This is a genomic window from Actinomyces sp. oral taxon 181 (assembly GCF_018370895.1).
Classification (GTDB): domain Bacteria; phylum Actinomycetota; class Actinomycetes; order Actinomycetales; family Actinomycetaceae; genus Pauljensenia.
In genome coordinates, this window is the sequence record NZ_JAGYZL010000001.1 from 94,414 (window position 1) to 118,667 (window position 24,254).

The 24,254-nt window shown below is 58.0% G+C and carries 21 protein-coding genes and 3 tRNA genes; 23 read left to right on the forward strand and 1 reads right to left on the reverse strand.

The window, feature by feature from the left end; translation table 11 throughout:
- Nucleotides 1–5 precede the first annotated feature (5 nt).
- The 16 genes from KHW85_RS00380 (at nucleotide 6) to htpX (ending at nucleotide 19,014) form a co-directional block, all read left to right on the forward strand.
- Nucleotides 6–560, forward strand: a complete 555-nt coding sequence (locus KHW85_RS00380; RefSeq protein ID WP_009408599.1) for an NADH-quinone oxidoreductase subunit B — start codon at nucleotides 6–8, stop codon at nucleotides 558–560.
- Nucleotides 557–1,252 carry an NADH-quinone oxidoreductase subunit C gene (locus KHW85_RS00385; protein WP_291458299.1) on the forward strand — a complete coding sequence of 232 codons (696 nt, stop codon included), beginning with the start codon at nucleotides 557–559 and terminating at the stop codon, nucleotides 1,250–1,252. Before KHW85_RS00380 ends, KHW85_RS00385 begins: the two co-directional genes overlap by 4 nt.
- On the forward strand, nucleotides 1,252–2,601 hold the full coding sequence (locus KHW85_RS00390; protein WP_178706054.1) for an NADH-quinone oxidoreductase subunit D: 1,350 nt from the start codon (nucleotides 1,252–1,254) through the stop codon (nucleotides 2,599–2,601). The genes KHW85_RS00385 and KHW85_RS00390 overlap by 1 nt, the downstream gene beginning before the upstream one ends.
- Complete coding sequence (nuoE, locus tag KHW85_RS00395; RefSeq protein WP_291458302.1) at nucleotides 2,598–3,296, forward strand: NADH-quinone oxidoreductase subunit NuoE; 699 nt, start codon at nucleotides 2,598–2,600, stop codon at nucleotides 3,294–3,296. The genes KHW85_RS00390 and nuoE overlap by 4 nt, the downstream gene beginning before the upstream one ends.
- Nucleotides 3,289–4,584 carry an NADH-quinone oxidoreductase subunit NuoF gene (nuoF, locus tag KHW85_RS00400; RefSeq protein WP_291458304.1) on the forward strand — a complete coding sequence of 432 codons (1,296 nt, stop codon included), beginning with the start codon at nucleotides 3,289–3,291 and terminating at the stop codon, nucleotides 4,582–4,584. Before nuoE ends, nuoF begins: the two co-directional genes overlap by 8 nt.
- A complete protein-coding gene (locus tag KHW85_RS00405; RefSeq protein WP_291458306.1) occupies nucleotides 4,581–7,145 on the forward strand; it encodes an NADH-quinone oxidoreductase subunit G in 2,565 nt (854 codons plus the stop codon). The genes nuoF and KHW85_RS00405 overlap by 4 nt, the downstream gene beginning before the upstream one ends.
- Nucleotides 7,142–8,464, forward strand: coding sequence for an NADH-quinone oxidoreductase subunit NuoH (gene nuoH / locus KHW85_RS00410; RefSeq protein WP_291458307.1), 1,323 nt, complete (start codon nucleotides 7,142–7,144; stop codon nucleotides 8,462–8,464). The genes KHW85_RS00405 and nuoH overlap by 4 nt, the downstream gene beginning before the upstream one ends.
- Nucleotides 8,457–9,116, forward strand: coding sequence for an NADH-quinone oxidoreductase subunit NuoI (gene nuoI, locus KHW85_RS00415; protein ID WP_291458308.1), 660 nt, complete (start codon nucleotides 8,457–8,459; stop codon nucleotides 9,114–9,116). The genes nuoH and nuoI overlap by 8 nt, the downstream gene beginning before the upstream one ends.
- Nucleotides 9,113–10,060: an NADH-quinone oxidoreductase subunit J gene (locus KHW85_RS00420; RefSeq protein WP_291458310.1), complete on the forward strand. Its 948-nt coding sequence runs from the start codon at nucleotides 9,113–9,115 to the stop codon at nucleotides 10,058–10,060. The genes nuoI and KHW85_RS00420 overlap by 4 nt, the downstream gene beginning before the upstream one ends.
- A complete protein-coding gene (gene nuoK / locus KHW85_RS00425) occupies nucleotides 10,057–10,356 on the forward strand; it encodes an NADH-quinone oxidoreductase subunit NuoK (protein ID WP_009408608.1) in 300 nt (99 codons plus the stop codon). Before KHW85_RS00420 ends, nuoK begins: the two co-directional genes overlap by 4 nt.
- A 13-nt stretch (nucleotides 10,357–10,369) precedes the next feature.
- Nucleotides 10,370–12,346, forward strand: coding sequence for an NADH-quinone oxidoreductase subunit L (gene nuoL, locus KHW85_RS00430; protein WP_291458311.1), 1,977 nt, complete (start codon nucleotides 10,370–10,372; stop codon nucleotides 12,344–12,346).
- Between the two features lie 29 nt (nucleotides 12,347–12,375).
- Nucleotides 12,376–13,914, forward strand: coding sequence for an NADH-quinone oxidoreductase subunit M (locus KHW85_RS00435; protein ID WP_291458403.1), 1,539 nt, complete (start codon nucleotides 12,376–12,378; stop codon nucleotides 13,912–13,914).
- Nucleotides 13,911–15,482, forward strand: a complete 1,572-nt coding sequence (gene nuoN / locus KHW85_RS00440; protein ID WP_291458313.1) for an NADH-quinone oxidoreductase subunit NuoN — start codon at nucleotides 13,911–13,913, stop codon at nucleotides 15,480–15,482. Before KHW85_RS00435 ends, nuoN begins: the two co-directional genes overlap by 4 nt.
- Nucleotides 15,479–16,489 carry a polyprenyl synthetase family protein gene (locus KHW85_RS00445; protein ID WP_291458314.1) on the forward strand — a complete coding sequence of 337 codons (1,011 nt, stop codon included), beginning with the start codon at nucleotides 15,479–15,481 and terminating at the stop codon, nucleotides 16,487–16,489. The genes nuoN and KHW85_RS00445 overlap by 4 nt, the downstream gene beginning before the upstream one ends.
- Nucleotides 16,490–16,608: 119 nt before the next feature.
- Complete coding sequence (locus KHW85_RS00450; RefSeq protein WP_291458315.1) at nucleotides 16,609–18,111, forward strand: FAD-dependent oxidoreductase; 1,503 nt, start codon at nucleotides 16,609–16,611, stop codon at nucleotides 18,109–18,111.
- Nucleotides 18,112–18,132: 21 nt separating this feature from the next.
- On the forward strand, nucleotides 18,133–19,014 hold the full coding sequence (htpX, locus tag KHW85_RS00455; RefSeq protein WP_291458316.1) for a zinc metalloprotease HtpX: 882 nt from the start codon (nucleotides 18,133–18,135) through the stop codon (nucleotides 19,012–19,014).
- Nucleotides 19,015–19,151: 137 nt separating this feature from the next.
- On the opposite strand, the gene KHW85_RS00460 is transcribed toward htpX, so the two are convergent.
- Nucleotides 19,152–19,655, reverse strand: coding sequence for a YajQ family cyclic di-GMP-binding protein (locus tag KHW85_RS00460; RefSeq protein WP_291458317.1), 504 nt, complete (start codon nucleotides 19,653–19,655; stop codon nucleotides 19,152–19,154).
- 103 nt (nucleotides 19,656–19,758) lie between these two features.
- On the opposite strand from KHW85_RS00460, the gene KHW85_RS00465 reads away from it, so the two are divergent.
- From KHW85_RS00465 to KHW85_RS00495, 7 genes are all read left to right on the forward strand, one after another.
- Nucleotides 19,759–19,840, forward strand: a tRNA-Tyr gene (locus tag KHW85_RS00465).
- Between the two features lie 85 nt (nucleotides 19,841–19,925).
- Nucleotides 19,926–19,998 (forward strand) — tRNA-Thr (locus tag KHW85_RS00470).
- 29 nt (nucleotides 19,999–20,027) lie between these two features.
- Nucleotides 20,028–20,104: transfer RNA gene (locus KHW85_RS00475), tRNA-Met, on the forward strand.
- A 50-nt stretch (nucleotides 20,105–20,154) separates the two neighbouring features.
- Nucleotides 20,155–20,325, forward strand: coding sequence for a 50S ribosomal protein L33 (rpmG, locus tag KHW85_RS00480; RefSeq protein ID WP_019126956.1), 171 nt, complete (start codon nucleotides 20,155–20,157; stop codon nucleotides 20,323–20,325).
- 83 nt (nucleotides 20,326–20,408) lie between these two features.
- The gene (locus KHW85_RS00485) at nucleotides 20,409–21,458 is read left to right on the forward strand and encodes a sialidase family protein (RefSeq protein WP_291458319.1); all 1,050 of its coding nucleotides are present in this window, start codon (nucleotides 20,409–20,411) and stop codon (nucleotides 21,456–21,458) included.
- A 150-nt stretch (nucleotides 21,459–21,608) separates the two neighbouring features.
- Nucleotides 21,609–23,180, forward strand: a complete 1,572-nt coding sequence (locus KHW85_RS00490; protein WP_291458321.1) for an ABC transporter substrate-binding protein — start codon at nucleotides 21,609–21,611, stop codon at nucleotides 23,178–23,180.
- A gap of 116 nt (nucleotides 23,181–23,296) precedes the next feature.
- Complete coding sequence (locus tag KHW85_RS00495; protein WP_291458322.1) at nucleotides 23,297–24,253, forward strand: ABC transporter permease; 957 nt, start codon at nucleotides 23,297–23,299, stop codon at nucleotides 24,251–24,253.
- Nucleotide 24,254 lies beyond the last annotated feature (1 nt).

Consider the following 24,254-nt stretch of genomic DNA (forward strand, 5'->3'; position numbering starts at 1 on the left):
AAACAATGGGAATTGAAGAGAGCCTGCCTGCAGGCATTGCCCTGGCAAGCATGGAGAAGATCCTCGGTCTTGCTCGAAAGCACAGTCAGTGGCCAGTCACCATGGGCTTGGCGTGCTGCGCAATTGAAATGATGGCAGCCGGAACTCCGCGTTTCGACATGTCGCGTTTTGGTTTGGAAGTTTTCCGCGCATCGCCGCGTCACTCCGACCTCATGATTGTCTCTGGACGTGTTTCCCACAAGATGGCTCCCATCGTGCGTCGCGTCTACGACTCAATGGCGGACCCCAAGTGGGTCATCTCCATGGGTGCCTGCGCCTCCTCGGGCGGTATGTTCAACAACTACGCCGTCGTCCAGGGATGCGACCACATTGTTCCCGTCGATGTGTACCTTCCCGGCTGCCCGCCTCGTCCCGAGGCCCTGATTCACGCGATCCTTACACTGCGTGAGCAGATCGGAAGCGAACCGCTGGGCGCACACCGTCGCGAAATTGCTCGCAAGGCTGAAGCAGCAGCACTTGCTGCGACCCCGACTCACGACCTGAAGGGATTGCTGGCATGAGCGAAGAAATTAATCGTTTCGGTGCCGAGCAGCCCGAGGTCATCAAAACCCGTCAGGGTCTGTTCGGGACTCAAGATCAAGGTGATACCACGGGCTTCTCGCAGCAAGTTACTGTTGCGCGTACTGCTCCCGCAGCGCTGCGCCCCTATGGTTCCTACTTCGATCAGATCGTTGACATCCTCGAGGAATTGATTGCCGCCGATGGACTGGCAGTTGCGGATGTTATTGAGAAGGTTGTTGTTGAACACGGCGAACTCAGTATCTTCATCCCGCGTGAGCACATCCGCCGCGTCGTGCGTTACCTGCGTGATGATCAGGATCTGCGTTTCGAGATGTGCCTGGGAACTAACGGCGTGAACTACCCCGAAGATCACGGCCGTGAGCTCCACGCGATCTACCCCTTCATGTCGATCACACACAATCGCATGATCCGCCTGGAAGTGACCTGCCCGGATTCGGATCCGCACATTCCCTCGATCGTCGATATTTACCCGGCGAACGACTGGCAGGAACGCGAAACATGGGACCTCATGGGAATTGTTTTTGATGGGCATCCCTCGCTGACACGAACTGCTATGCCTGATGACTGGGTAGGTCACCCGCAGCGTAAGGACTACCCCCTGGGTGGTATTCCCGTGGAATTCAAGGGTGCAGTCAACGCACCTGCCGACACTCGGAGGTCGTACAACTAATGACTACTCCTTCACTTCACGCTGCAGCCTCAAGTGCAGGTCTGGATATTGACGAGGTTCCCGAGGTTCTTGCCCAAGGCGGAGACTGGAACGACGTTATCGCTGAGATCGAGCGGATTAACCATGAGCGCGTCGTGCTCAACATGGGTCCCGTCCACCCCTCAACCCACGGCGTTCTTCGCCTGATCCTTGAACTGGACGGCGAAACCGTTCGCGAAACTCGCGTTGACACGGGGTACCTGCACACCGGTATCGAAAAGACCATGGAATACCGCACGTGGACACAGGGTGTCACGCTGTGCACTCGTATGGATTACGTGGCTCCCTTCTTCCAAGAAGTGGGTTACTGCCTGGCTGTTGAGAAGCTTCTGGGTATTACGAATGACGTGCCGGAACGCGCAAACCTCATTCGTATCCTGATGATGGAACTCAACCGCATCGCCTCTCACATCGTTGCCATTGGTACCGGCGGTAACGAGCTTGGCGCGACGACCATGATGACCATTGCCTTCAGGGGACGCGAAGAGATTCTGCGAATCTTCGAGCGCATTACCGGTCTGCGTATGAACCACGCATACATCCGTCCCGGCGGTGTGGTTCAGGACCTGCCCAGCGGTATGGTCCCTTACATCCGCGAAAAGCTCCCGAAGGTGCGAAACGATATCGGTGAGCTCCAGGACTTGGTTCTGGCAAACCCAATCTTTAAGCAGCGCTTCATTGGTGTTGGCTACATGCCTCTGTCAGCAATGATGGCCCTAGGCTTGACCGGTCCGTCCCTTCGAGCCGCGGGCTTGCCCCAAGACCTTCGTAAGGATCAGCCTTACTGCGGTTACGAGAATTTCGAATTCGATGTCCCAACCTATGACTCGAATGATGCGTACAACCGTGTTCGCGTGCGTTTCGATGAGTGCTACCAGTCGCTGCGTATCGTCGAGCAGGTCCTTCGCCGACTGGAGGCAACTGAAGGCCAGCCCGTTATGGTTGCCGACCCGCATATCAAGTGGCCCGCACAGCTTTCGGTTGCAACGGACGGCCAGGGTAACTCCGCCGAACACATTGCGAAGGTCATGGGAACTTCAATGGAATCCCTGATCCACCACTTCAAGCTGGTCACCGAAGGATTTAGAGTCCCCGCCGGCCAGGTCTACCAGACCGTTGAGCACGCGAAGGGCATCTTGGGTGTCCACCTGGTTTCAGACGGTGGGACTCGCCCCTTCCGCGCGCACTTCCGTGACCCTTCATTCGCAAATTTGCAGTCTCTGGCCATGATGACGGAAGGCGGCCAGTTGGCCGATGTCGTTGTCTCACTGGCCACTCTCGACCCCGTTCTGGGAGGCGTTGATCGATGAGCTATCCCGTGGAAACCTATGAGCGCCTTGCAGGTGAGGCGCGCGAAATCATCGCGCGCTACCCCGAGGGCCACGCTCGATCTGCACTGCTTCCCATGCTTCACCTCGTCCAGTCTGAAGACGGCTACGTGAGTGCAAACGGAATTGCACTGTGCGCTGAACTTCTGGGCATCACCCGTGCAGAAGTTTCAGCAGTTGCGACCTTCTACACCCAGTACAAGCGACACCCCACCGGCGAGTACCTCGTGGGCGTGTGCACCAATGCCCTGTGCGCTGTCATGGGTGGCGATGAAATCTGGGAGGCCGTTAGCGAAAAGGTCGGCGTCGGAACAGACGAAACCAATGAGGCCGGAACTATCACTCTTGAGCGCCTCGAATGCAATGCGGCCTGCGATTACGCTCCCGTTGTCATGGTGAACTGGGAGTTCTTCGACAACCAGACCCCTGAGTCTGCATGCGCCCTCATTGACGACATTGAGGCCGGTAAGCCCTTGCACCCCACTCGCGGAAGCGCAGTGCTGCCGACCTTCAAGGAAACCGAGCACGTCCTTGCCGGCTTCCTTGATGGACACGAGAACGAAGGACCCAGCGCCGGCGAGGCCTCGACACTGGGACTAAGGATCGCTGAAGAACGCGGCTGGCGCGCTCCGGCTGACGTTCCCGCGGAAGAAGGAAAGGAGAAGGACGGTGAGTGAAACAACCGTGGCCCTTACCCCGATTCTGACCCGCGGATGGGGGAGCGATCGCTCATGGACTTTGGAGTCCTACCTGAGCCGAGGAGGCTATGAGGGACTTAAAAAGGCCAACACCATGGAGCCCGCTGAGATCGTTGAGACCGTTAAGGCTTCTGGTTTGCGAGGCCGTGGTGGCGCTGGATTCCCCACGGGACTGAAGTGGTCCTTCCTTCCGCCAGATGATGGACTTCCTCGTTATCTGGTGGTGAATGCCGATGAATCGGAACCGGGAACCTGTAAAGATATCCCGACGATTATGGCAAATCCCCACGTGTTGATTGAAGGTATTGCGATCACCTCGCGCGCTATCAATTGCCACCACGCATTTGTCTACCTTCGCGGCGAAGTTGTTCACGTCTACCGCCGCCTGATGGCTGCAGTTAAGGAAGCAACCGAGGCCGGTCTGCTGGGTGATCTTCGCATCACCGCCCACGCGGGCGCAGGTGCCTACATCTGTGGTGAAGAAACTGCTCTTCTAGATTCTTTGGAAGGCTACCGAGGCCACCCGCGTCTGAAGCCCCCGTTCCCTGCTGTCGCAGGTTTGTATGCGCGTCCGACCGTTATTAATAACGTCGAGTCGATTAGCCAGGTGACGGGAATCTTCCAGCACTCCGCACAGTGGTACGCCTCGATGGGAACGGAAAAGTCCAAGGGACACGGCCTGTTCTCAATTTCAGGTCACGTGAAGAACCCGGGCCAATTCGAGGCTCCCTTCGGAATCACCATGCGTGAGCTCATTGAGCTTGCCGGTGGTATCCGCGAAGGACACCAGCTGAAGTTCTGGACTCCCGGTGGCTCTTCGACCCCGATCTTTACCGAAGCCGAGCTGGACACGCCTTTGGATTACGAATCCGTTGGCGCTGCCGGTTCGATGCTGGGTACCCGAGCCCTGCAGGTCTTCGACGAAACGACCTCTGTGGTTCGCGTGATTACCCGCTGGATTGAGTTCTACCAGCACGAATCTTGCGGTAAGTGCACACCCTGTCGTGAAGGGACCTACTGGCTTAAGCAGATCATGCTCCGCCTGGAAGCAGGTAAGGGCCAGGAAGGCGATATCGATCTGTTGGATGAGATCGCACACAACATTTTTGGCCGAAGCTTCTGTGCTCTGGGCGATGCGGCGACAACCCCGATCATGTCGGGAATTAAGAAGTTCCGCGAAGAATTCGAGGCCGGGCTGACCACGCCCGCACGCGAATTGTTCCCCTACGAGGCCTCGAGCAACTTTGCCAAGGGAGGAGTTCGATGAGCGAGAACCTAGTGAAGGTCACGATCGACGACGTCGAATTGGATGTTCCCGCAGGCACCCTGGTGATCCGTGCGGCCGAACAGGCCGGAATTCGCATCCCGCGTTTCTGTGATCACCCGCTGCTTGAGCCCGTCGCCGCATGCCGTCAGTGCCTTGTTGAGGTCGGAATGCCCGACCGTAACACCGGCGAGCTGCGTTTCATGCCCAAGCCTCAGCCTTCATGTGCTCAGACTGTCACCCCCGGCATGGTGGTCAAGACCCAGCACACCTCCGAGGTTGCCCGTCGCGCCCAGGAAGGCGTGATGGAATTCCTGCTGATCAACCACCCTCTGGATTGCCCAATCTGCGACAAGGGCGGCGAATGCCCCCTGCAGAACCAAGCAATGAGCGAAGGCCGCGAGAGCTCGCGCTTCATTGATGCGAAGCGCACGTATCGCAAGCCTTTGAAGCTCACCTCGCAGATTCTGCTGGACCGGGAGCGTTGCATCCTGTGCCAGCGCTGCGTGCGCTTCGGTAAGGAAATTGCGGGCGACCCCTTCCTTGATCTTCAGGGACGAGGCGGTGGCACCGCGCCGACCGAGCACCATCACTTCATGGGTGAGCAGGTTGGATCCTTTGATACCGCGGTCTTGGACTACTTCAACCCGCAGGCAAAGGACAATGTCAAGGCTGGTATTTCCGGACCTTATGGCCAAGAGGGCATTATTGGTTCCTTCAATGAAGGCGATCTTGCCCCCAACGATCGTGATGTTTCGGGTCGCGCATTCGCCTCGTACTTCTCGGGAAATATCATTCAGATCTGCCCGGTTGGTGCTCTGACCTCGAATGATTACCGCTTCCGCGCACGCCCCTTCGACTTGGTATCTACCGCTTCGGTGACCGAGCACGATGCTTCCGGTAGTGCGATCCGCGTCGATATTCGCCGCGGTGAGGTTCTGCGCCGCCTGGCTGGAAACGACCCCGAGGTCAACGAAGAGTGGATTACTGACAAGGACCGCTTCGCATTTAAGTGGTCCGGTGTTCAGCGCCTCAATACACCTTTCGTTCGCGAGAACGGCCAGCTTGTCCCGACCTCGTGGTCGGATGCCTTGGACCGTGTCCACCGTGCGCTTGCCGGCCTTTCCGGTGACCAGGTTGGTTTCCTTCCCGGTGGCCGCCTGAGCTTCGAAGATGCTTGGGCGTGGTCGAAGTTCGCGCGTTCGGTTGTTGGTTCCGATTCCATCGATATGCGTTCTCGCAGCCATAGTGAAGAAGAGCGTTCATTCCTTGCTGCTCACGTGGCAGGCAGTGGTTTGGGCGTCACTTACTCGCAGCTTGAGAGCGCCGGCCAGGTCCTCCTGGTTGGACTCGAGCCCGAGGATGAGTGCGGCGCGATCTTCTTGCGGATGCGCAAGGCCACTCGCAAGGGCAAGCTCCGCGTTGCTTCTTTGGCTCCCATGACTTCCCGAGGCCTCGCCAAGCTCTCTGGAGAGCTGCTGCGCTGCGCTCCCGGCACCGAGGTTGAGGTTGCCGCTGAGATCCGTGAGGGTGGTGAGTTCGCTGATCTCGCCTCGCGTCTTGACGGGGGAGTGATCCTGGTTGGCGAGCGCGCAAGCCGCACGCCGGGTTTGCTCAGTGAAGTTGTTCGACTGGCAGAACGCACTCACTGCCGTATTCAGTGGGTCCCCCGCCGCGCCGGTGAGCGCGGTGGAGTGGAAGCCGGCCTTCTTCCCGGTCTTCTGCCTTTCGGCCGTGCGCTTGCCTCTCAAGAGGCTCGCGAGTCTTTGGCATGGGGAGAGATTCCCTCTCAGCGCGGTCTTGATGCTTCACAGATGCTGGACGCCGCAGCTGATGGTCGCCTGAAGGCGCTTGTCGTCGGTGGCGTTGACCTTCGTGACTTCGATGATCCGGCTGCCGCGCGAAAGGCACTTGATCAGGTTGATTTCTTGGTGAGCCTTGAGGTTCGTCGCAGTGAGGTGACCGATCGTGCAGATGTGATCTTGCCGGTCGCACCTCCGCTGGAAAAGAACGGAACCTTCATCAACTGGGAAGGTCGTTTGCGCCCCTTCGGCCAGGCCATCGCCTCACGTTCACAGACCGATCGACTGGTTTTCGATGCGCTTGCCAGCGAGTTTGGCGTGGATCTCGGTCTGCACGACCTCGTGGGTCTGTATGACCAAGTGAATCCGCTCATGCAGTGGAACGGTCAGCGTGAAGAATTCCTTCCGGCGACGGCCTCGGAATTGGTTGAGGTCGGTCAGGGCGAGGCACTTCTTGCCACTCACAAGCCGATGCTCGACGCAGGTCGTCTGCAAGACGGCGCAACCATGCTGGCGGGAAGTGCACGACGTCCAGTCGTCTTCGCCTCGCGCGCAACTGTTGCGGGCCTCGGCATTGACGAGGGCGAGGAACTCACGCTCAGTACCCAGCGCGGAAGCATTACGCTTCCCCTGCAATTTGCTGATCTTCCCGACGGGGTTGTCTGGGTGCCCGAGTGCTCCCAGGGATCTATCGTCCACGAATCATTGGGGAACTTCGGTTCTTCTGTCACCTTGAGCGCAAAGGGGGAGGTGGCCCGATGAACCTGATCCCCCTAGATGTTCCCACGTACACCGCTGCGGACTTTACGCAGGAAACCTGGTGGTTGACAGTCCTCAAGGCCGTTTTCATCATCGTTTTCCTGATTCTCAACGTTCTGCTTGCCCTGTGGGTTGAGCGTCGAATGATTGGACGCATGCAGACTCGGCCCGGCCCGAATGTTGCCGGTCCCTTCGGCCTGTTCCAAGCAATCGCTGACGCCGTGAAGCTGCTCTTCAAGGAAGACATGTGGACGCGTAAGGCCGATAAGTTCATTTATCTGCTTGCACCCTCGATCTCGGCATTTGCAGCCTTCTCGATTTTCGCTGTGATCCCGATGGGACCGAATGTTTCGATCTTCGGGCACTCCACACCGCTGCAGCTAGCGGATATGCCGGTTGCGGCCCTGTATGTTCTGGCGATTTCTTCGCTGGGTCTGTACGGCATTGTGCTGGGTGGTTGGTCTGCGTCCTCGACGCTTCCGCTCTACGGTGCGGTTCGTTCGTCGGCCCAGGTGATCTCCTATGAGCTTTCCATGGGAATGTCGCTGGTTGCGGTCTTCTTGATGGCTGGCTCGATGTCGACCTCGCACATCGTGGCCTCTCAGGCGCAGACCTGGTGGTTCCTGCCCTTGGCGCCCGCCTTCGTGATCTACCTGATTTCCATGGTCGGTGAAGTCAACCGTCTTCCCTTCGACCTTCCCGAGGCCGAAGGCGAGTTGGTCGCCGGTCACATGACCGAGTACTCCTCAATGAAATTCGGTTGGTTCTACCTGTCTGAATACGTCAATATGTTCAACGTTTCAGCGGTGGCGACGACCATGTTCTTCGGCGGCTGGCACGCCCCCTGGCCCCTCTCGCACATTGAGTTTCTCAATGGTGGCTGGTTCGGAATACTGTGGTTCTTCCTCAAGATGTGGTTCTTCATGCTTCTCATGATCTGGACGCGAAGCACCCTGCTGCGTTTCCGCTACGACCAGTTCATGCAGCTGGGCTGGAAGCGACTCATCCCGATCTCACTGGCCTGGCTGGTCATGGTTGCCATTATTCGGGCAATCACCCAGTGGGTGTCTTTGACCTTGCCGCAGCTGATCGGTGGCGTTGCTGGAATCTTCGTTATTGCATTGATCGTCATGTGGTTCGCCGATTCGCGTGACGCTCGTAAGGAAGCCCTTGCGCAAGCTGAGAAGCAAGAACGCTTGGCGAACTTCGATCCCATGGCGGACGGCTTCCCGGTACCTCCGCTTCCGGGACAACAGCTACCGCCCTCGCCGCGCGCAAACCGCGTGGTCACTGCTGCCGCATTGGAGGAGACGAATGACTGATCACAACGACAGCCAGAATCTGCGTTACGAGCAGGATCCGAAGGGGCCGATCGGTCAGTTCTTCGCTCCCTTCGCGGGCTATGGAGTGACCCTGTCTTCCTTCTTCCGCCCGACCGTGACTGAGCAGTACCCCTTCGAGGGTCCCTTTGTCGAGCCTCGTTTCCACGGACGTCACCAGCTCAACCGCTACGCGGATGGCTTGGAAAAGTGCGTGGGTTGTGAACTTTGTGCGTGGGCATGCCCCGCGGACGCCATCTATGTCGAGGCCGCATCGAATACTCCCGAGGAACAGTACAGCCCCGGTGAGCGCTACGGTCGCGTCTATCAGATCAACTACCTGCGCTGCATTTTCTGCGGATTCTGCATCGAGGCCTGCCCGACTCGCGCCCTGACCATGGGGCACGATTTCGAGTTGGCTGAGTATCGCCGCGCTGATGACATCTATGAAAAGGACCAGCTTCTGGTTCCGCTCTCAGAGGGAATGCTTCAGCCTCCCCACCCGCAGGTGGAAGGCTTGAGCGATGGTGACTACTACCGCGGCGCTGTACAGGGCCCCACACAAACTCAGATTGATTGGGTACGCGAGCATCGTCCAGATGATCCCTCCCTTGCAACTGCCCGTCCCGTCAATGAGGAGGCGCGTCAGGCATGACCTTAATGAATTGGCCTGAAATGGCATCAACGGGGGAGGCGATCCTCTTTGGCTGCGTGGCGGTCTTCATGGTCGCATGCGCCCTGGGCGTTCTCTTTTTCAAGAAGGCCGTTTACTGTGCGATCTGCATGGTTGGAGTCATGCTCGGCCTTGCGATCTTGTACCTCATGCACGGGGCAGCATTCTTGGGCACGGTCCAAGTTGTCGTCTACACCGGCGCAATCATGGTCCTCTTCCTCTTTGTCATCATGATGATCGGCCTGAGTGCCTCTGATAACTACGCGCGTCAATCGCGTGGACGCATCCTTACCTCGGTGCTGATGGCCCTTGGTTTGGGTGCGATCCTCATCGGAGCAATTGCTCGCTCGCGCACCGCGGGAAGCTCGGCCTCGCTCAGTGATGATCCCTACTCGAACGCCCCAATCACCGACTTGGCGGCAACGCTGTTCTCGCGCTACTGGTTCTCAATGGAACTCGCGGGAATTCTGCTGATTACCGCAGCAATCGGCGCGATGCTTCTCACTCACTCTGATCAGCTTGGTCCGGTACTTACCCAGCGCACGACAGCAGAAGCGAAGATGCGCGCATTCAAGGCCTCTGGACGTCGAATTGGACAGCTCCCGGCCCCCGGTGTGTACGCCCACTCCAACGCGGTCGATGTCCCCGCACTTTCGGGCGAAACTCACGAACCCGTTGAAGAATCGGTTCCCAGGGTTCTGCGTGTGCGTGGTTTGGATCGTGTTGTTGGTCAGGTCGAACCCGAAGTTGCACAGTCTCTGGTACTGGCCAAGGGTGGCTCTCTCGACCACACGATCTTCGATCCGGCTCACCCCAGCACTCACGAGCGTTCTCAGGCATGGGGTATGCCGGGCGCAGCAGCTCCCACTGGTCTGAAGCAGCCGCAGGCGCCCCAGGCCGCTGAAGAAGGGAAGGAAGAAGAATGAGCCTTGCAGCCTACTTGGTGCTCTCGGGGATCCTCTTCGCGATCGGAGCAGCCATCGTTCTGGTCCGTCGCAGTGCGGTGATCTCCCTCATGGGAGTCGAGCTCATGCTCAACTCCGCCAACCTTGCCTTCGTGACCTTCGCACGAATCCACGGAAATGTGAGTGGCGAAATCATGGCCTTCTTCGTCATGGTCGTTGCTGCCGCGGAAGTTGTTGTCGGCCTGGCAATCGTCGTGTCCATCTTTAAGTCACGCGTCACTACAAACGTTGACGACCTCGATCTGCTGAAGAACTGAGGAGTAAGCCGGAATGACATTGACACTTTTCAGCACCGCGGCGCAGGTCGCAGCTCCTGGCCAGCCCACGGGAATTATTTCCTTGGCATGGCTCATGATTGCGATCCCTGCTGTTTCCAGTGCACTTCTCCTTGTATGCGGACGCCGCTCCGATCGCTGGGGTCACCTTCTGGCCACTCTGGCATCGTGGGCATCCTTCGCTGTTGGACTCGGCGTCATTATCGCCATGCTCTCCGCAGCCCCCGATACTCGCCGCTTTGAGCTTCCTCTGTTCTCGTGGATTCCCGCGGGCGAGTTCTCGGTGAACTTCGGCTTGATGATCGACCCCCTGTCGATGACCTTCGTCATGCTGGTCACCTTCGTCGGTTCGCTCATCCACGTCTACGCCATCGCCTACATGGCTCATGACGATGCGCGTCGCCGTTTCTTCGCCTACCTCAACCTCTTCATCGCAGCCATGCTCATCCTGGTGCTTGCGGACTCCTACGCGGGTCTCTTTGTCGGATGGGAAGGCGTGGGCTTGGCCTCGTACCTGCTCATCGGTTTCTGGAACTACGTTCCTGCCAATGCGGTTGCCGCGAAGAAGGCATTCGTCATGAACCGCGTCGGTGACATGGGTCTGCTTATTGCGATGATGGCGATGGTCGCTAACTTCTCAACCGTCAACATCGAGGAAGTGAACGCAGCGGCCGCGGCGGTTTCTCCCGTTCAAGCAACCATCATTGGTTTCTTCCTGCTGGTGGGCGCTTGCGGTAAGTCCGCGCAGTTCCCCCTGCAGGCTTGGTTGGGTGACGCAATGGCCGGTCCGACTCCGGTGTCCGCGCTCATTCACGCGGCAACGATGGTTACCGCCGGTGTCTACCTGATTGTTCGTTCGGGTGCGATCTTCCAGGCATCCCCGATTGCGGCCACTGCGGTTGTCATCGTTGGTGCGATTACGCTGCTCTTTGGTGCGATTGTCGGTTGCGCCAAGGACGATATGAAGAAGGTGCTTGCGGCCTCGACCATGAGCCAGATCGGTTACATGATGCTGGGTGCAGGTCTTGGACCCATCGGTTGGGTCTTCGCAATTTTCCACCTCTTTACTCACGGTTTCTTCAAGGCGCTCATGTTCCTTGGTGCAGGTTCTGTCATGCACGGAATGAATGACCAGGTCAATATGCGTCGCTTTGGTGCCCTGCGTACCGCCATGAAGGTCACCTGGCTGACCTTCGCCTGCGGCTGGTTGGCAATCCTTGGTATTCCTCCCTTCTCGGGATTCTTCTCCAAGGACAAGATCATCGAAGCAGCATTCGGTGCGACCTCCTTCGCCGGTCACGAGGCCGTCTGGGCAGGGTGGGTCTTCGGTATCGTCACCATGGTTGGCGCTGGTATTACCGCCTTCTACATGTCGCGACTGTTCTTCATGACCTTCCACGGCACCGCTCGTTGGACCACCGAGGCCGAAGGCAATGGTGTCCATCCGCATGAGTCAGGTCCGCTGATGACAATCCCGATGGTGATTTTGGCAATCTGCGCCGCTGTGGTCGGTGGCCTCCTCTCAATTGGTGATGTCTTCACTACCTGGCTTGAGCCTTCGCTTGGTGTTGCTGAGCACGCTCACCCGGTTGCTCCTGAAATTGCCATCCAGATTGTCACTTTGCTTCTGGTGCTTGCCGGCGCAGCAATTGCCTGGGTCATGTACGGTCGCCGTGAGGTTCCCACCGCCATCCCGGCAGGCAACGCGCTCACGCGTGCTGCTCGCGTCGACCTGTACCAAGACACCGTTAATGAAGCGCTCTTCATGACCCCGGGTATCGCCCTGGTGAAGACCGCCACCCTTGGTGATAACAAGGCGATCGACGGTGTTGTCCACTTGGTTGAAGCGGCATCCACCGGTACTGGCCGAGCGGTTGGATTCACTCAGTCCGGTCGCGTGCGTACCTACGCCTCTTACATTCTTGGCGGGGTCGTGTGTGCCCTTGCCGCTGTCCTGGCATTTTCGCTGTGAGGAAGTAAGGATCTATGCAGATGTCTCAAATGCTCAGCGCACCACTACCGTGGCTGTCGATTCTTGTTGCACTTCCCGCACTGGGTGCTGTGCTTCTTCTGGCGATTCCATCCCTGCGGCAAGCGGGGCGTGCCTTCGCGCTCATTCTTTCGTTGTGTGAGCTGGTCGTAGCCATCGTCGCTGCAGTTGCATTCGACTGGTCGCGTTCCTCCGCCTACCAGCTTTCCGAGGCCTATTCCTGGATTCCTCAGATTGGCCTGAGTTGGGCGCTGGCCGTGAACGCTCTTGGTTTGGTGATGATCCTTCTGGCCGTCGCCTTGGTTCCCCTGGTCGTTGTGGCCGGATGGAATGAGGACGAGGATCCGGCTCGTACGGGTGCTTACCTCGGTTGGGTTCTGTTCTTGGAATCCTTCATGGTATTGATCTTCGCCGCTTCCGATGTCCTGCTCTTCTACCTGGCATTCGAAGGAATGCTGGTTCCGCTCTTCGTGATGATCGGTCGTTACGGAGTTGGTGAGAAGAAGGCACGTCAGCGTGCAGCAATGAAGTTCTTGCTCTTCTCGCTGGCTGGCGGTCTGGTCATGCTCGGTGGCTTGGTAGCTATTTGGGCCCTTGCTGCTCGCCGTGGAGACACACTCTTTATGATCGATACTCTGTCGGCTGGAACCGTTGGTCTTCCGGTGGGCATCCAAGTCGGTCTTTTCGCGACCTTCTTCATTGCCTTTGCTATTAAGGCTCCAATGGTGCCCCTGCACACCTGGCTGCCTGACACCGCTGAAAATGCGCGTCCGGGAACTTCGGTGCTGCTTGTCGGCATACTGGATAAGGTCGGTACATTCGGCATGATCACCCTGTGTCTGCGTCTGTTCCCGCTGGGAGCCGCAAGCCTGCAGTGGTGGATCTGCGGATTCGCTGTCCTGTCAATCCTCTGGGGCGGTTTGGCTGCTATCGGCCAGAACGACATCATGCGCCTGGTTTCTTACACCTCGGTTTCGCACTTTGGCTTCATGGTTCTGGGTATTTTCATCGGCTCGCAGATTGCGCTGACCGGTGCCATGGTCTACATGGTGGCCCACGGTGTCTCAATCGCCGCGATGTTCCTACTGTCCGGCTGGCTATCAAGGCGAGGCAGCACCCAAGATATGCGCCAATACGGCGGTATGCAGCGCGTGAGCCCCGTCTTGGCTGGCCTGTGGCTCTTCTCTGGCTTGGCCTCGATCGCCCTTCCGGGACTCTCGGGCTTCGTCCCCGAATACCTGGTTCTGATGGGCACGTGGAAGGTTTCCACCCTTCTTGCACTCTTTGCAGTGCTGGGAGTGGTCCTGGCCGCGCTGTACATGCTCATGCCCTACCAGCGAGTCTTCACCGGTCCTCCGCGAGAGGATAAGAAGCATATTGCTGATCTGAACGGACGTGAAAAGACCGTGATGACCCCGCTGGTCATTGCAATGCTTGTTCTGGGTATTTGGGCGGCGCCTTTTGTTTCTGCTCTGGCACCCATCGCCGATGAGGGTTCACATCTCCTCACCGCAGCGACCGCAACTCTGAGTGAAGGGAGCGCACAGTGAATTCTGTTGCAACGGCCGTTAACTTTACGGTCCCCGAGATTTCGTGGGCCGCGCTTGCACCGGTTCTGTGCGTTCTTTGCGGCGGAATCCTTGCGGTACTGGCCGAGTCCTTCGTGCCGGTACGTGCGCGCCGTGCTTCGGTCTTCGGAATTGCCGTCGTCGCGCTGATCGCTTCCGCAGTCGCTCTGGTGATGCGTTGGGCTGCCGTTCTTGGATCTCCTCACTCCCTGGGGGAGTACATTGAAGATCCTTTGACGGTTGCAGCTCAAGGAATCCTGGTCCTGATCGCTTTCTTCGCCGTTCTGGTTATTGCCGATCGTTCCGAGGCCGGAGACGGTGCTTTCGCTGGACAGCCTTCGGATCGTCCCGGTTCCTCCGATGAGGAGCGTTCCGATTCAAAGGGCTACCAGCGTTCGGAAATGTTTGCTCTGGTGCTCTTCTCTACCGGTGGCATGATGATCTTCCCCGCGGCGAACTCCTATATCGCGCTCTTCGTGGCTCTGGAAGTCATGTCTTTGCCGCTGTACATCCTGGCCGCAACGGCACGCCGTCGCCGTCAGCTCTCGCAGGAAGCTGCCCTGAAGTACTTCATCTTGGGCGCCTTCTCCTCTGGCTTTATGCTCATGGGTTCTGCCTTCCTTTACGGGTACTCAGGTTCGCTGCTGATCTCCGATGCGGCGACTCCTACGGCACAGACCGCTGGAATGCAGATTCTTCTGCTCATGGGCACGGTCATGGTCATGGTCGGTCTGCTTTTCAAGGTCGGCGCTGCTCCCTTCCATGCATGGACTCCTGATGTCTACACAGGCGCGCCGACTCCGATCACCGGTTTCATGGCTGCTGCCGTGAAGCTTGCAGCTTTTGCTGCGATGCTTCGCTTCTTCCAGGTTGTCGCAGCACCCCTGCAGTGGAGCCTCATCCCGATCATGGTTGTCGTCATCATCTTGACCATGCTGGTGGGTACTTTCGCCGGTGTTGTCCAGATGGATGTCAAGCGCATGCTTGCCTACTCCTCGATCGCCCACGCGGGCTTCATCCTCATGGGTGTGATCTCGCTGCTCCGCTACTCCGCAGGACACGTTCTCTTCTACGTTCTTGCCTATGCGGTTGCAACCATCGGTGCTTTCGGGGTGATTACCCTGGTGCGTTCGCGCGACGATCAGGACATCATCGGTGGAGAAGTAACGGACCTGCGTCGCTGGGCGGGACTTGGAAAGACCAACCCGGCCCTGGCCTCGGCAATGCTGATCTTCCTGCTGTCTTTTGCGGGTATCCCCTTCACCGGCGGTTTCATTGCCAAGTTCGTCGTTTTCTCGGATGCTTTCGCGGCTGGAAATGCCTGGCTTGTTGCGCTTGCGCTGGCATGCTCGGCGGTCACGGCCTTCTACTACTTCCGTCTGGTTCGCGTGATGTTCTTCTCGGAGCCGCGTGAAGACGTTGCGGTTGTTCGCTCCGAAGGTTTCACAGGTGTTGCCATTACCGTGTGTGCTGTGGGTACGATTGCACTGGGACTCTTCCCGAGTCCGGTTCTGTCTCTACTCAATCAGGTGGTTGTGCTTCTCCCGTGAGCGCCGTAATCGACTTACACGTTCCTGATCTCGAGGCCCGAATTCTTCCGGGCCTCGAGGCCGTTGAGGACCGTTTGCACCAGGCCGTGTCCCACTCTCGGGACCTGGTTACAGAATTGACGTCTCACTTGGCCCAGGCCGGTGGCAAGCGTATGCGCCCCCTGCTGACCTTGGTTGCCGCGCAGTTTGGTGATCCCGAGCGTGCGCTGAGTAACGAAGTCCTCACAGCAGCAACGGGTATCGAATTGACGCACCTGGCCTCGCTTTACCATGACGATGTCATGGATTCTGCGCCCACCCGCAGGGGTGTTCCCTCGGCTCAACATCTGTGGGGGAATAACCGCGCGATTCTTGCAGGAGACATCCTCTTTGCGCGTGCCTCGGCCATGATTGCCACTTTGGGTGATGAAACGGTCCGTCAGCACGCCGTTACCTTCGAACGCCTGTGCATGGGGCAGCTTAATGAAACTTTCGGCCCCAAAGAGGGCGATGACCCGCTGAAGTTCTACATCCAGGTGCTGGCTGATAAGACCGGTTCTTTGGTGGCATCTGCCGCGGCATTCGGCGCGATGCATGCGGGTGCGGATCAGGCGACGATTAATGCTCTCACCCAGTTTGGTGAGCGTTTGGGAGTCGCTTTCCAGATCGCTGACGATGTCATTGATTTGGGGCCCGAGGCCGGCGCTTCGGGGAAGACCCCGGGAACGGATCTTCGCGAAGGCGTGGATACTCTTCCGGTGCTTCTTCTTCGCCGCGCGCAGTCAAATGGCAATCTGGACCCCGAGGGGCAAAAGATTTTGTCCATGCTGGGTGGGGATCTTTCCTCCGACCAGGCTTTGGCTGCCTTGGTTGAACGCCTGCGTGAACATGATGTTGTGTCGCAGACACGGGAGCTTGCGCGCCAGTGGTGCGATAGCTCTCTCGAATGCATTGCAGGCCTGCCCGATGGGGAGGCCAAGCACGCTTTGATCTCTTTTGCCCACCTGATGGTGGACCGCGTCGCCTGATTGCGGGCACCCCTCTTGAGGTGCGCCTCGACCTTCTCAGCTGCCCTGCAGGTCGTCTAATTGTAGGATTGGGACAGGATTAGGGTCGCCTTCCTTGGTGGCCAGAGAAGAGGATACGAGTGAGCACCTACAACGTGGCCGTTATCGGCGCTGGACCTGCTGGCATCTATGCATCGGATATCTTGTCCAAATCCGGTTTGGACGTAAATATCGACCTGTTTGAACGCCTTCCTGCCCCCTACGGCCTGGTCCGCTACGGTGTAGCTCCCGATCACCCGCGAATCAAGCAGATTATTGTCGCCTTGTACAAGATCCTTCAACGCGGTGATATTCGTCTTTTGGGCAATGTTGAGATTGGCCGCGACGTCACGATTGAAGATTTGCATGCGCACTACGATGCGATCATCATCGCAACCGGCGCTGACCGAGATGCCCCGCTCAATATCCCTGGTGTTGATCTGCCCCAGTCCTACGGTGCTGCCGACTTTGTCTCCTGGTACGACGGACATCCGGATTACCCCCGTACGTGGCCTCTTGAAGCCAAGTCCGTGGCCGTTTTGGGCGTGGGAAATGTTGCTTTGGATGTTTCCCGTGTTTTGGCCAAGCACGCGGAAGACATGCTCGTGACCGAGATCCCGGAAAACGTCGCAAAGGGTCTTGCTGAAAACCCCATTACTGACGTTCATGTCTTTGGTCGTCGTGGCCCCGCCCAGGTGAAGTTCACGCCGCTGGAACTGCGCGAGCTGGGGCATGTTCCCGATGTTGACATCATTGTTTCCGAGGATGACTTCGACTTCGATGAAGGTTCCGAAGAAGCCCTGCGCGCCTCGAACCAGCAGCGCCAGGTTGTCAAAACTCTGACGAACTACGCGATGGAGGATCCGGAGTCTCACACGGCTTCGCGTCGTATCCATATCCACCTTTTCCAATCTCCGGTCGAGATCCTCGCCGATGAAAATGGCAATGTCAGTGCGATCCGCACCGAGCGCACCGAGCTGACGGGCGATGGATCCGTACGTGGAACCGGTGTCATTACCACCTGGCCCGTCCAGGCCGTCTACCGAGCAATCGGTTACTACTCCTCGCCGGTCCCCGGTCTGCCCTTCGATAAGCGTGCCGGTGTTGTTCCCAACGTCGAGGGTCGCGTGATCGATTCTGATACGACGAAGAATGAAGATGCCCCGGTGATTCCGGGTATCTATGCAACCGGCTGGATTAAGCGCGGCCCCGTTGGCCTCATTGGCTCGACGAAGTCCGATGCTCAGCAGACGATTTCCCACCTGGTTGAGGACGCCGAGGCCGGTCGCCTGCATGCGACTTCTTCCGAGGTTGGTCACGAGGCCATGGTTGCGCTGCTGCGCGAGCGTGGCGTTGCGTTCACAACCTGGGAGGGCTGGGAGCTCCTTGATGCGTACGAGGCCGCGCTGGGCGAGCAATTCGGTGAGGTTCCCGGTGGTCGCGGAACACGCGAGCGCGTGAAGGTCGTGTCACGTCGCGCGATGACTGATATCTCCCAGGGCAAGGATGAGGTTCACGAGGACCTGATCGGTGAAATGGGGGAGATGGGTGTTCCTTCAGCCCCAGAGCGTTTTGAGGACTACTCGGGGCCGACCCGCGCCTGAGACGGTTGCTAAGGAGGCGTTATGCATATGCGTCACTATCACAATGGTCTGAAGACCACCGTGCTTTTGGGTGGAATGTGGGCTCTGCTCCTGGCAATTGGCTATGCCATTGCCCTTGGAACCAGACAGTCCATGTGGATTTTTATCTTCGCCGGGATCGGACTAATCCAAATTGTTTGGTCCTATTGGAACTCTGCGACTATGGCACTGCGTTCAATGAATGCCTATCAGGTGACCGAAGCGCAGCAGCCTGCGATGTATCGGATTGTTCGCGAGCTGTCACAAAAAGCAGGTCAGCCAATGCCGACGCTGTGGGTGGCACCCACAATGACGCCGAATGCTTTTGCAACCGGTCGTAACCCATCGCACGCGGCGGTGTGCTGCACCGAGGGTATTTTGCACCTGCTCAATGAGCGTGAACTTCGCGGAGTTCTTGGTCACGAGCTCATGCACGTCTACAACCGCGATATCCTGACGTCCTCCGTTGCTGCGGCAATGGCGAGTATCGTGACCTCGGTTGCCCAGTTCATCCTGTTCTTTGGTGGTGGAAGTCGTGATAATCGCGAGGGCGGAGTTCTATCGGCGATTGGCGGTATCCTGCTGGCGCTCCTCGCTCCTTTTGCGGCCACACTGATCCAGTTCTCTCTTTCGAGGACCCGCGAATATGATGCGGACGAGGATGGTGCCTACTTGACTGAAGATCCGCTCGCCTTGGCCTCGGCACTGAAAAAGCTCGAGTCGGGAAATGCGCAGGATCCTCTTCCGGTGACACCGCAGACGCAGAATGTCTCCGCGATGATGATTGCAAATCCCTTCAGGGGACAGGGCTTGCGGAACCTCTTCTCGACTCACCCTCCGATGGATCAGCGGATTGCACGCCTCGAACACATTGCGGGCTACTAGGAAGAGGCTGACTTTTATGGGCAGTGACCTGTGAAAGCCTCGAAGCAAAACGCGATCATCGTAAAGTCATGAATAACCTGTGGGGGCATCTAGCAGCGCTAGATGCCCCCCACAGTGTTGCTGTCAGTTGATCTCTATCAGCGGTAGTTCACATACTGAAGTGCGACCTCGAGTTTTTCTCCCGAGGGGCCCTTGAGCAGTGCGATGACTGCCTGGAGATCATCACGAGACTTTGAAGAGACGCGAATTTCATCACCCTGGATCTGGGCTTTGACCCCCTTGGGTCCTTCATCACGGATCAGTTTTGTGATTTTCTTCGCAACGTCCTGTTCGATTCCTTCGCGTAGGGGTGCAACCAGGCGGTAGATCTTGCCCGATGCCTTCGGCTCGCGATCCTTGAGATCAAGAGCTTTCAGGGACACTCCTCGGCGAATGAGCTTGGTCTGGAGAACATCGACGATGGCCATGACGCGTTCGGGAGTATTGGCTTCCATCTCGATTGCGTCTCCGCTCAGGCGGATCGAGGCATCAACGCCGCGGAAGTCGTAGCGCGTTGATACTTCTTTTGCGGCTTGATTGACCGCATTGTCGACTTCTTGGCGGTCTAATTTGGAAACAATGTCAAATGATGAATCGGCCATGACCATCCTCTCTTTGTGCTCTATGGCGCACTTGGGTCGCTCTGATTGGCGCGCGACCCGTTCATTCTGCTATTCTTCCACAGCACCGATTTTTTCGACGCATGGCAGGTTTCCAGAGCGGCCAAATGGATCTGACTGTAAATCAGACGCTTCGTGCTTCGGGGGTTCGAATCCCTCACCTGCCACAGTCTCGTAGAGACTCGTTGTGATGTCATTCTCACTGACAGGAATTGCTTCGCAGTTCGGTTATGGGTTAGGCTTCTCGGCGTTGCCCCGATAGCTCAGTCGGCAGAGCGTCTCCATGGTAAGGAGAAGGTCAAGGGTTCGATTCCCTTTCGGGGCTCAGGTCGCGGTTTCGACCGCAGCCGCTGCGGCGGGGTAGCTCAGCTGGTCAGAGCGCACGACTCATAATCGTGAGGTCGCGGGTTCGAGCCCCGCCCCCGCTACCAGACCAACAGAGTCGCACGCCGACATAAGCAATAGCAAAAGGGGAATCACCGTGGCAAGCAAGTCTCAGGACGTTCGCCCCAAGATCACTCTGGCATGCTCGGAGTGCAAGGAGCGCAACTACATCACCAAGAAGAACCGTCGTAACACGCCGGATCGTCTTGAACTGCAGAAGTACTGCCCGCGTTGCCGCAAGTCTACGCTTCACCGCGAGACCCGCTGACGGCGTCGCGCTAAACCCCGAGGAACGCAAGGTCCTCGGGGATTTTTGTTATCTGTATCTACTTTTCCGGTAGGGTTGTCCCCATGAATGCCCGCACGGATTGTCGTCAGATTGTCGCGCCGCTTGAAAGGGGCGAGGCTCGTATTCCCGCCCTCACGCTGCTTCCCAACGGACGCATGCTTCTCTTTTATGACGAGCGGCCAGCCCCGGCCTCGGGAAAAGGATCGGACTTTAATGGGCTGACGATGGCCTCGGACCTTCCCAACCCGAATCGAATTCGTTGGGTGGAGCGCACGTTCCCAGCCGAAGGTGACAATGCGTCAAGGTGGAGTGCTCCGCGCGATCTTCCTCTTACCCTTCCTGCGATTACCTCTGATGCATGTGTGGGGATCGATGGTGACGGTCTTCTACACTTGGCCTGCGCTTCGACTCGTGGTCGAGTGGGATACATGGATTCGCGTGCCGATGCTGAGCATCTCCAAGCGATCCTTGCGTGGGGGAGTGGTCCGGAGGACCTGCAAGTGCGCGATCTGGCGGATGAGCTCTACTCTCGCACGGGCGCTGATGCGCTCTTTGCGACTTCTGGTTCGACTGTGACGTGGCAGGGAGCAGTTCTTCTTCCCTACGTTGTACGAGTGGGTAATCGCACTCATGTGCAGGTCGTTGCCGTTCGTGGCGGGGAGATTCAGTGGCTTTCTGATCCCCTGGTTGGTCCTCAAGGCGTTCTTCTTGATGAGACGACGCTGGCGCTTTGGGATGGGCGGCTTGTTGCCAATTGTCGTCTGCAAGGATTTGAAGGTCGAGGCTCGGGAGCTCGTTATCTTGCATGGGGGGATGGGCATAGCTGGAACGGCGGGCAATTGTGGGATTGCGAGGACCCGGGGTGCAATGCGAAACAGCTTGCGGATTTCTTTATTCACCCGCATTCGCTCAGTTCGCGTCGTGCGGGTAGCGTTTTGCGCTTGACCCCTCCTTGGGAGGGGAGTGTGCGCGCCGAGGCCCTTGCTGCCTTGGGTGGGGGAGAGTTTGGGTATAGCGACGTCTGCGTTCGTGGTGACGAGGTTGTTGTTGTGTTTGAACGGGACCGTAGCCTGTGGGACGTAGTGCTTTCTATGACTGAGCTCGTGTCCTAGAGTTTCTGTGCTCTGTGGGGCAGATTGCAAGGGGTGTATGAAATTGTTATCTGAATATCTTGCGGACATTTGTCAGACAACATATGCTTGCTTCAGCGGACGTGATAAACGGCCCGCACATCCCATTTCTCGAAGATGAGGAGCGAGAATATGCGTATGCGCAAGCACTTCACAACCGGTGCTGCAATGGCAGCAGCGGCTACCATGGTCCTGACCGCATGCGGTGGCGGATCGTCCACTTCAACATCAACCAGCAGCAGTAGTTCAGATTCAGGTGCACCCAAGGGCACCATCACCGTTGGTTCCGCCTACGAGACGACTGACTACAGCCCGATCACCACTTCGGCACTCGGCATGGGCGCAAACTGGCAGGTCCTCGAAGGCCTGTACCGCTTCGACATGTCCGACTACTCGGTCAGTCCCGCGCTGGCTGCCGGTGACCCCGTGAAGGTCTCCGACACCGAGTACGAGATCGCCCTGCGCGACGGAGCCAAGTTCTCTGACGGCACGGATGTCAAGGCAGCAGATGTCGTGAGCTCCTACGAGCGCACCACTGGCGACAAGTCCATCTTCCGTCAGTTCTTCACCTTCGTGGATTCCGTTTCCGCGAAGGATGACAAGACCATCACTGTTAAGCTCAAGTACCCCTTCTCCAACCTGAAGGAGCGCTTCGTCAACGTTCACGTCGTTCCCTCGACCATGAGCGAAGACGCACTCAAGGCCAAGCCCGTTGGCACCGGCCCCTACAAGTACGACAACATCTCGGCCACTGAGGTCACCGCTGTTCCCAACGAACACTACAACGGCAAGACCCCTGCGAAGGCAGCCACCCTCAAGTGGAGCGCCCTCAAGGACGACGCAGCACGCCTCTCCGCTGCTCTCGGTGGCAGCATTGACATCATGGAAGCCGTTCCCGCCGCAGCGCAGGATCAGCTCAAGGCAGCAGGCTGGAACGTCGAATCCAAGCCCGGCTACGGCAATCCCTTCATGATGTTCAACACCCAGAAGGCTCCTTTCAACAAGCCTGAGGTGCGTCGCGCATTCCTCAAGGCCATCGACAAGCAGAAGCTGATCTCTTCGGCTCTGAACGGTCAGGCTGTGGAAGCTAAGTCCTTCCTGCCCGAAGCAAACCCGTCCTACAAGAAGCCCGCAACCGACCTGTCCTACGACAAGGATGCAGCCAAGAAGCTGCTCGCCGATGCCGGTGCTTCCGGTCTAACGGTCAACCTGGTGACGACCGACCACCCGTGGGTTCTCTCCCTGGTTCCCCAGATCAAGTCCGATCTCGAGGCACTGGGCCTGAAGGTCAACCACCAGCAGATGGCTTCCTCGGCTCTCTACTCGACCGTGACCGACGTTGACAACCCGACCTACGATGTCGTCCTGGCTCCCGGTGACCCCTCGGTCTTCGGTGTCGACCCCGGCATCATCGTTTCTTGGTGGAACGGCGACAACGTGTGGACCAAGAAACGCGACGGCTGGCAGGTTTCGGATCCCGATTCCTTCAAGAAGCTGCAGGGCCTAATGGACGAGGCTGTTCAGCTTGACGGTGACGCTGCCAAGGCTAAGTGGGGCGAGGTTCAGGATCTGCTCGCCGAGCAGAGCGTGATCTACCCGCTGGTCTTCCGCAACATGATTACCGCATCTAACCCCAAGAAGGTCGATGGCTTCAAGGCAATTTCCGCCACCAGCCTGCAGCTGCTTGGAGTAAGCGCAAAGTAAGCCCTTCGAGGCTTCACAGAAAGGAGGGGTGGGATGCTCGCCCTGAGGCTCTAGCCACAGTGGGACCCCACCCCTCCTTTATTTTGCTCAATTCCGCTTGACATGGAGGTCTAGCAGTGAATAACCTTCTGCGCCTTATCGCGCGACGACTGGTGGCGCTGCCGATCATGGTGGTCGGCGTGTCATTCCTCGTCTTCTTCATCATGTCGCTGTCTCCCATTGACCCCGCCTACTCGGCACTGGGTGAGACAGCCACTCCCGAAGCTCTCGAAGCGTACCGCGTTGAACGCGGACTCAACGAGCCCTTCTTCATCCAATACGGAACGTATCTGTGGAACATGCTTCACGGTGACCTCGGTCTGTATGCAACTGGCACGGAGTACCACGTGAGTGATCTGGTCGCACAGGCGCTGCCTGTCACTCTTCAGCTCACCTTCTTGGGTCTGTTGTTCGCAGTCGTTATCGCTTTCCCCCTCGGAGTCATCGCCGCGCTCTACCGCGATCGCTGGCCTGATCAGCTGATCCGCGTGATCTCGGTTATCTGCATTGGTACCCCTTCCTTCTGGCTGGCAGCGCTGCTGGTCTTGGCTTTCGTCGGTGGTTCCATCCCGGTTTCCGGTCCTATTCCTGCATTCAGCGTCGATCCCTTGGGTTGGTTCCTTCGATTACTTCTTCCCGCCATCGCATTGGCTGTTCCTGTGATCGGCCAAATGACCCGCGTCGTGCGTACCTCGATGGTTGAGGAACTCGACCGCGACTACGTTCGTACCGCAATTGGCGCAGGCATTCCCAAGCATGTCGTCGTTGCCCGCAACGTCTTGCGCAACGCCCTCATCACTCCTGTGACTGTTCTGGGTCTGCGTATCGGCTACCTCATGGGTGGTGCCGTCGTCATTGAAATCATCTTTGCCATTGATGGCATGGGTAAGCTCGTGCTCCTCCAGGGCATCCAACAGAACTGGGTGACCCTGGTGCAGGGTGGCGCCTTGGTCGTCGCAATCACCTTCATCATCGTCAACATCCTTGTTGACATGCTCTACCTGCTCATCAACCCGCGTATTAGGTCGGTGTGAG

Excerpts from the sequence above, each read along its gene's own strand:
- KHW85_RS00490 (WP_291458321.1), top strand. The coding sequence starts at position 21,609 with ATGCGTATGCGCAAGCACTTCACAACCGGTGCTGCAATGGCAGCAGCG.
- KHW85_RS00460 (WP_291458317.1), bottom strand. The coding sequence starts at position 19,655 with ATGGCCGATTCATCATTTGACATTGTTTCCAAATTAGACCGCCAAGAA.
- nuoE (WP_291458302.1), top strand. The coding sequence starts at position 2,598 with ATGAGCTATCCCGTGGAAACCTATGAGCGCCTTGCAGGTGAGGCGCGC.
- KHW85_RS00385 (WP_291458299.1), top strand. The coding sequence starts at position 557 with ATGAGCGAAGAAATTAATCGTTTCGGTGCCGAGCAGCCCGAGGTCATC.
- KHW85_RS00380 (WP_009408599.1), top strand. The coding sequence starts at position 6 with ATGGGAATTGAAGAGAGCCTGCCTGCAGGCATTGCCCTGGCAAGCATG.
- KHW85_RS00485 (WP_291458319.1), top strand. The coding sequence starts at position 20,409 with ATGAATGCCCGCACGGATTGTCGTCAGATTGTCGCGCCGCTTGAAAGG.
- KHW85_RS00405 (WP_291458306.1), top strand. The coding sequence starts at position 4,581 with ATGAGCGAGAACCTAGTGAAGGTCACGATCGACGACGTCGAATTGGAT.
- nuoK (WP_009408608.1), top strand. The coding sequence starts at position 10,057 with ATGAGCCTTGCAGCCTACTTGGTGCTCTCGGGGATCCTCTTCGCGATC.
- nuoL (WP_291458311.1), top strand. The coding sequence starts at position 10,370 with ATGACATTGACACTTTTCAGCACCGCGGCGCAGGTCGCAGCTCCTGGC.
- nuoH (WP_291458307.1), top strand. The coding sequence starts at position 7,142 with ATGAACCTGATCCCCCTAGATGTTCCCACGTACACCGCTGCGGACTTT.
- nuoI (WP_291458308.1), top strand. The coding sequence starts at position 8,457 with ATGACTGATCACAACGACAGCCAGAATCTGCGTTACGAGCAGGATCCG.
- KHW85_RS00390 (WP_178706054.1), top strand. The coding sequence starts at position 1,252 with ATGACTACTCCTTCACTTCACGCTGCAGCCTCAAGTGCAGGTCTGGAT.
- KHW85_RS00435 (WP_291458403.1), top strand. The coding sequence starts at position 12,376 with ATGCTCAGCGCACCACTACCGTGGCTGTCGATTCTTGTTGCACTTCCC.
- htpX (WP_291458316.1), top strand. The coding sequence starts at position 18,133 with ATGCATATGCGTCACTATCACAATGGTCTGAAGACCACCGTGCTTTTG.
- KHW85_RS00420 (WP_291458310.1), top strand. The coding sequence starts at position 9,113 with ATGACCTTAATGAATTGGCCTGAAATGGCATCAACGGGGGAGGCGATC.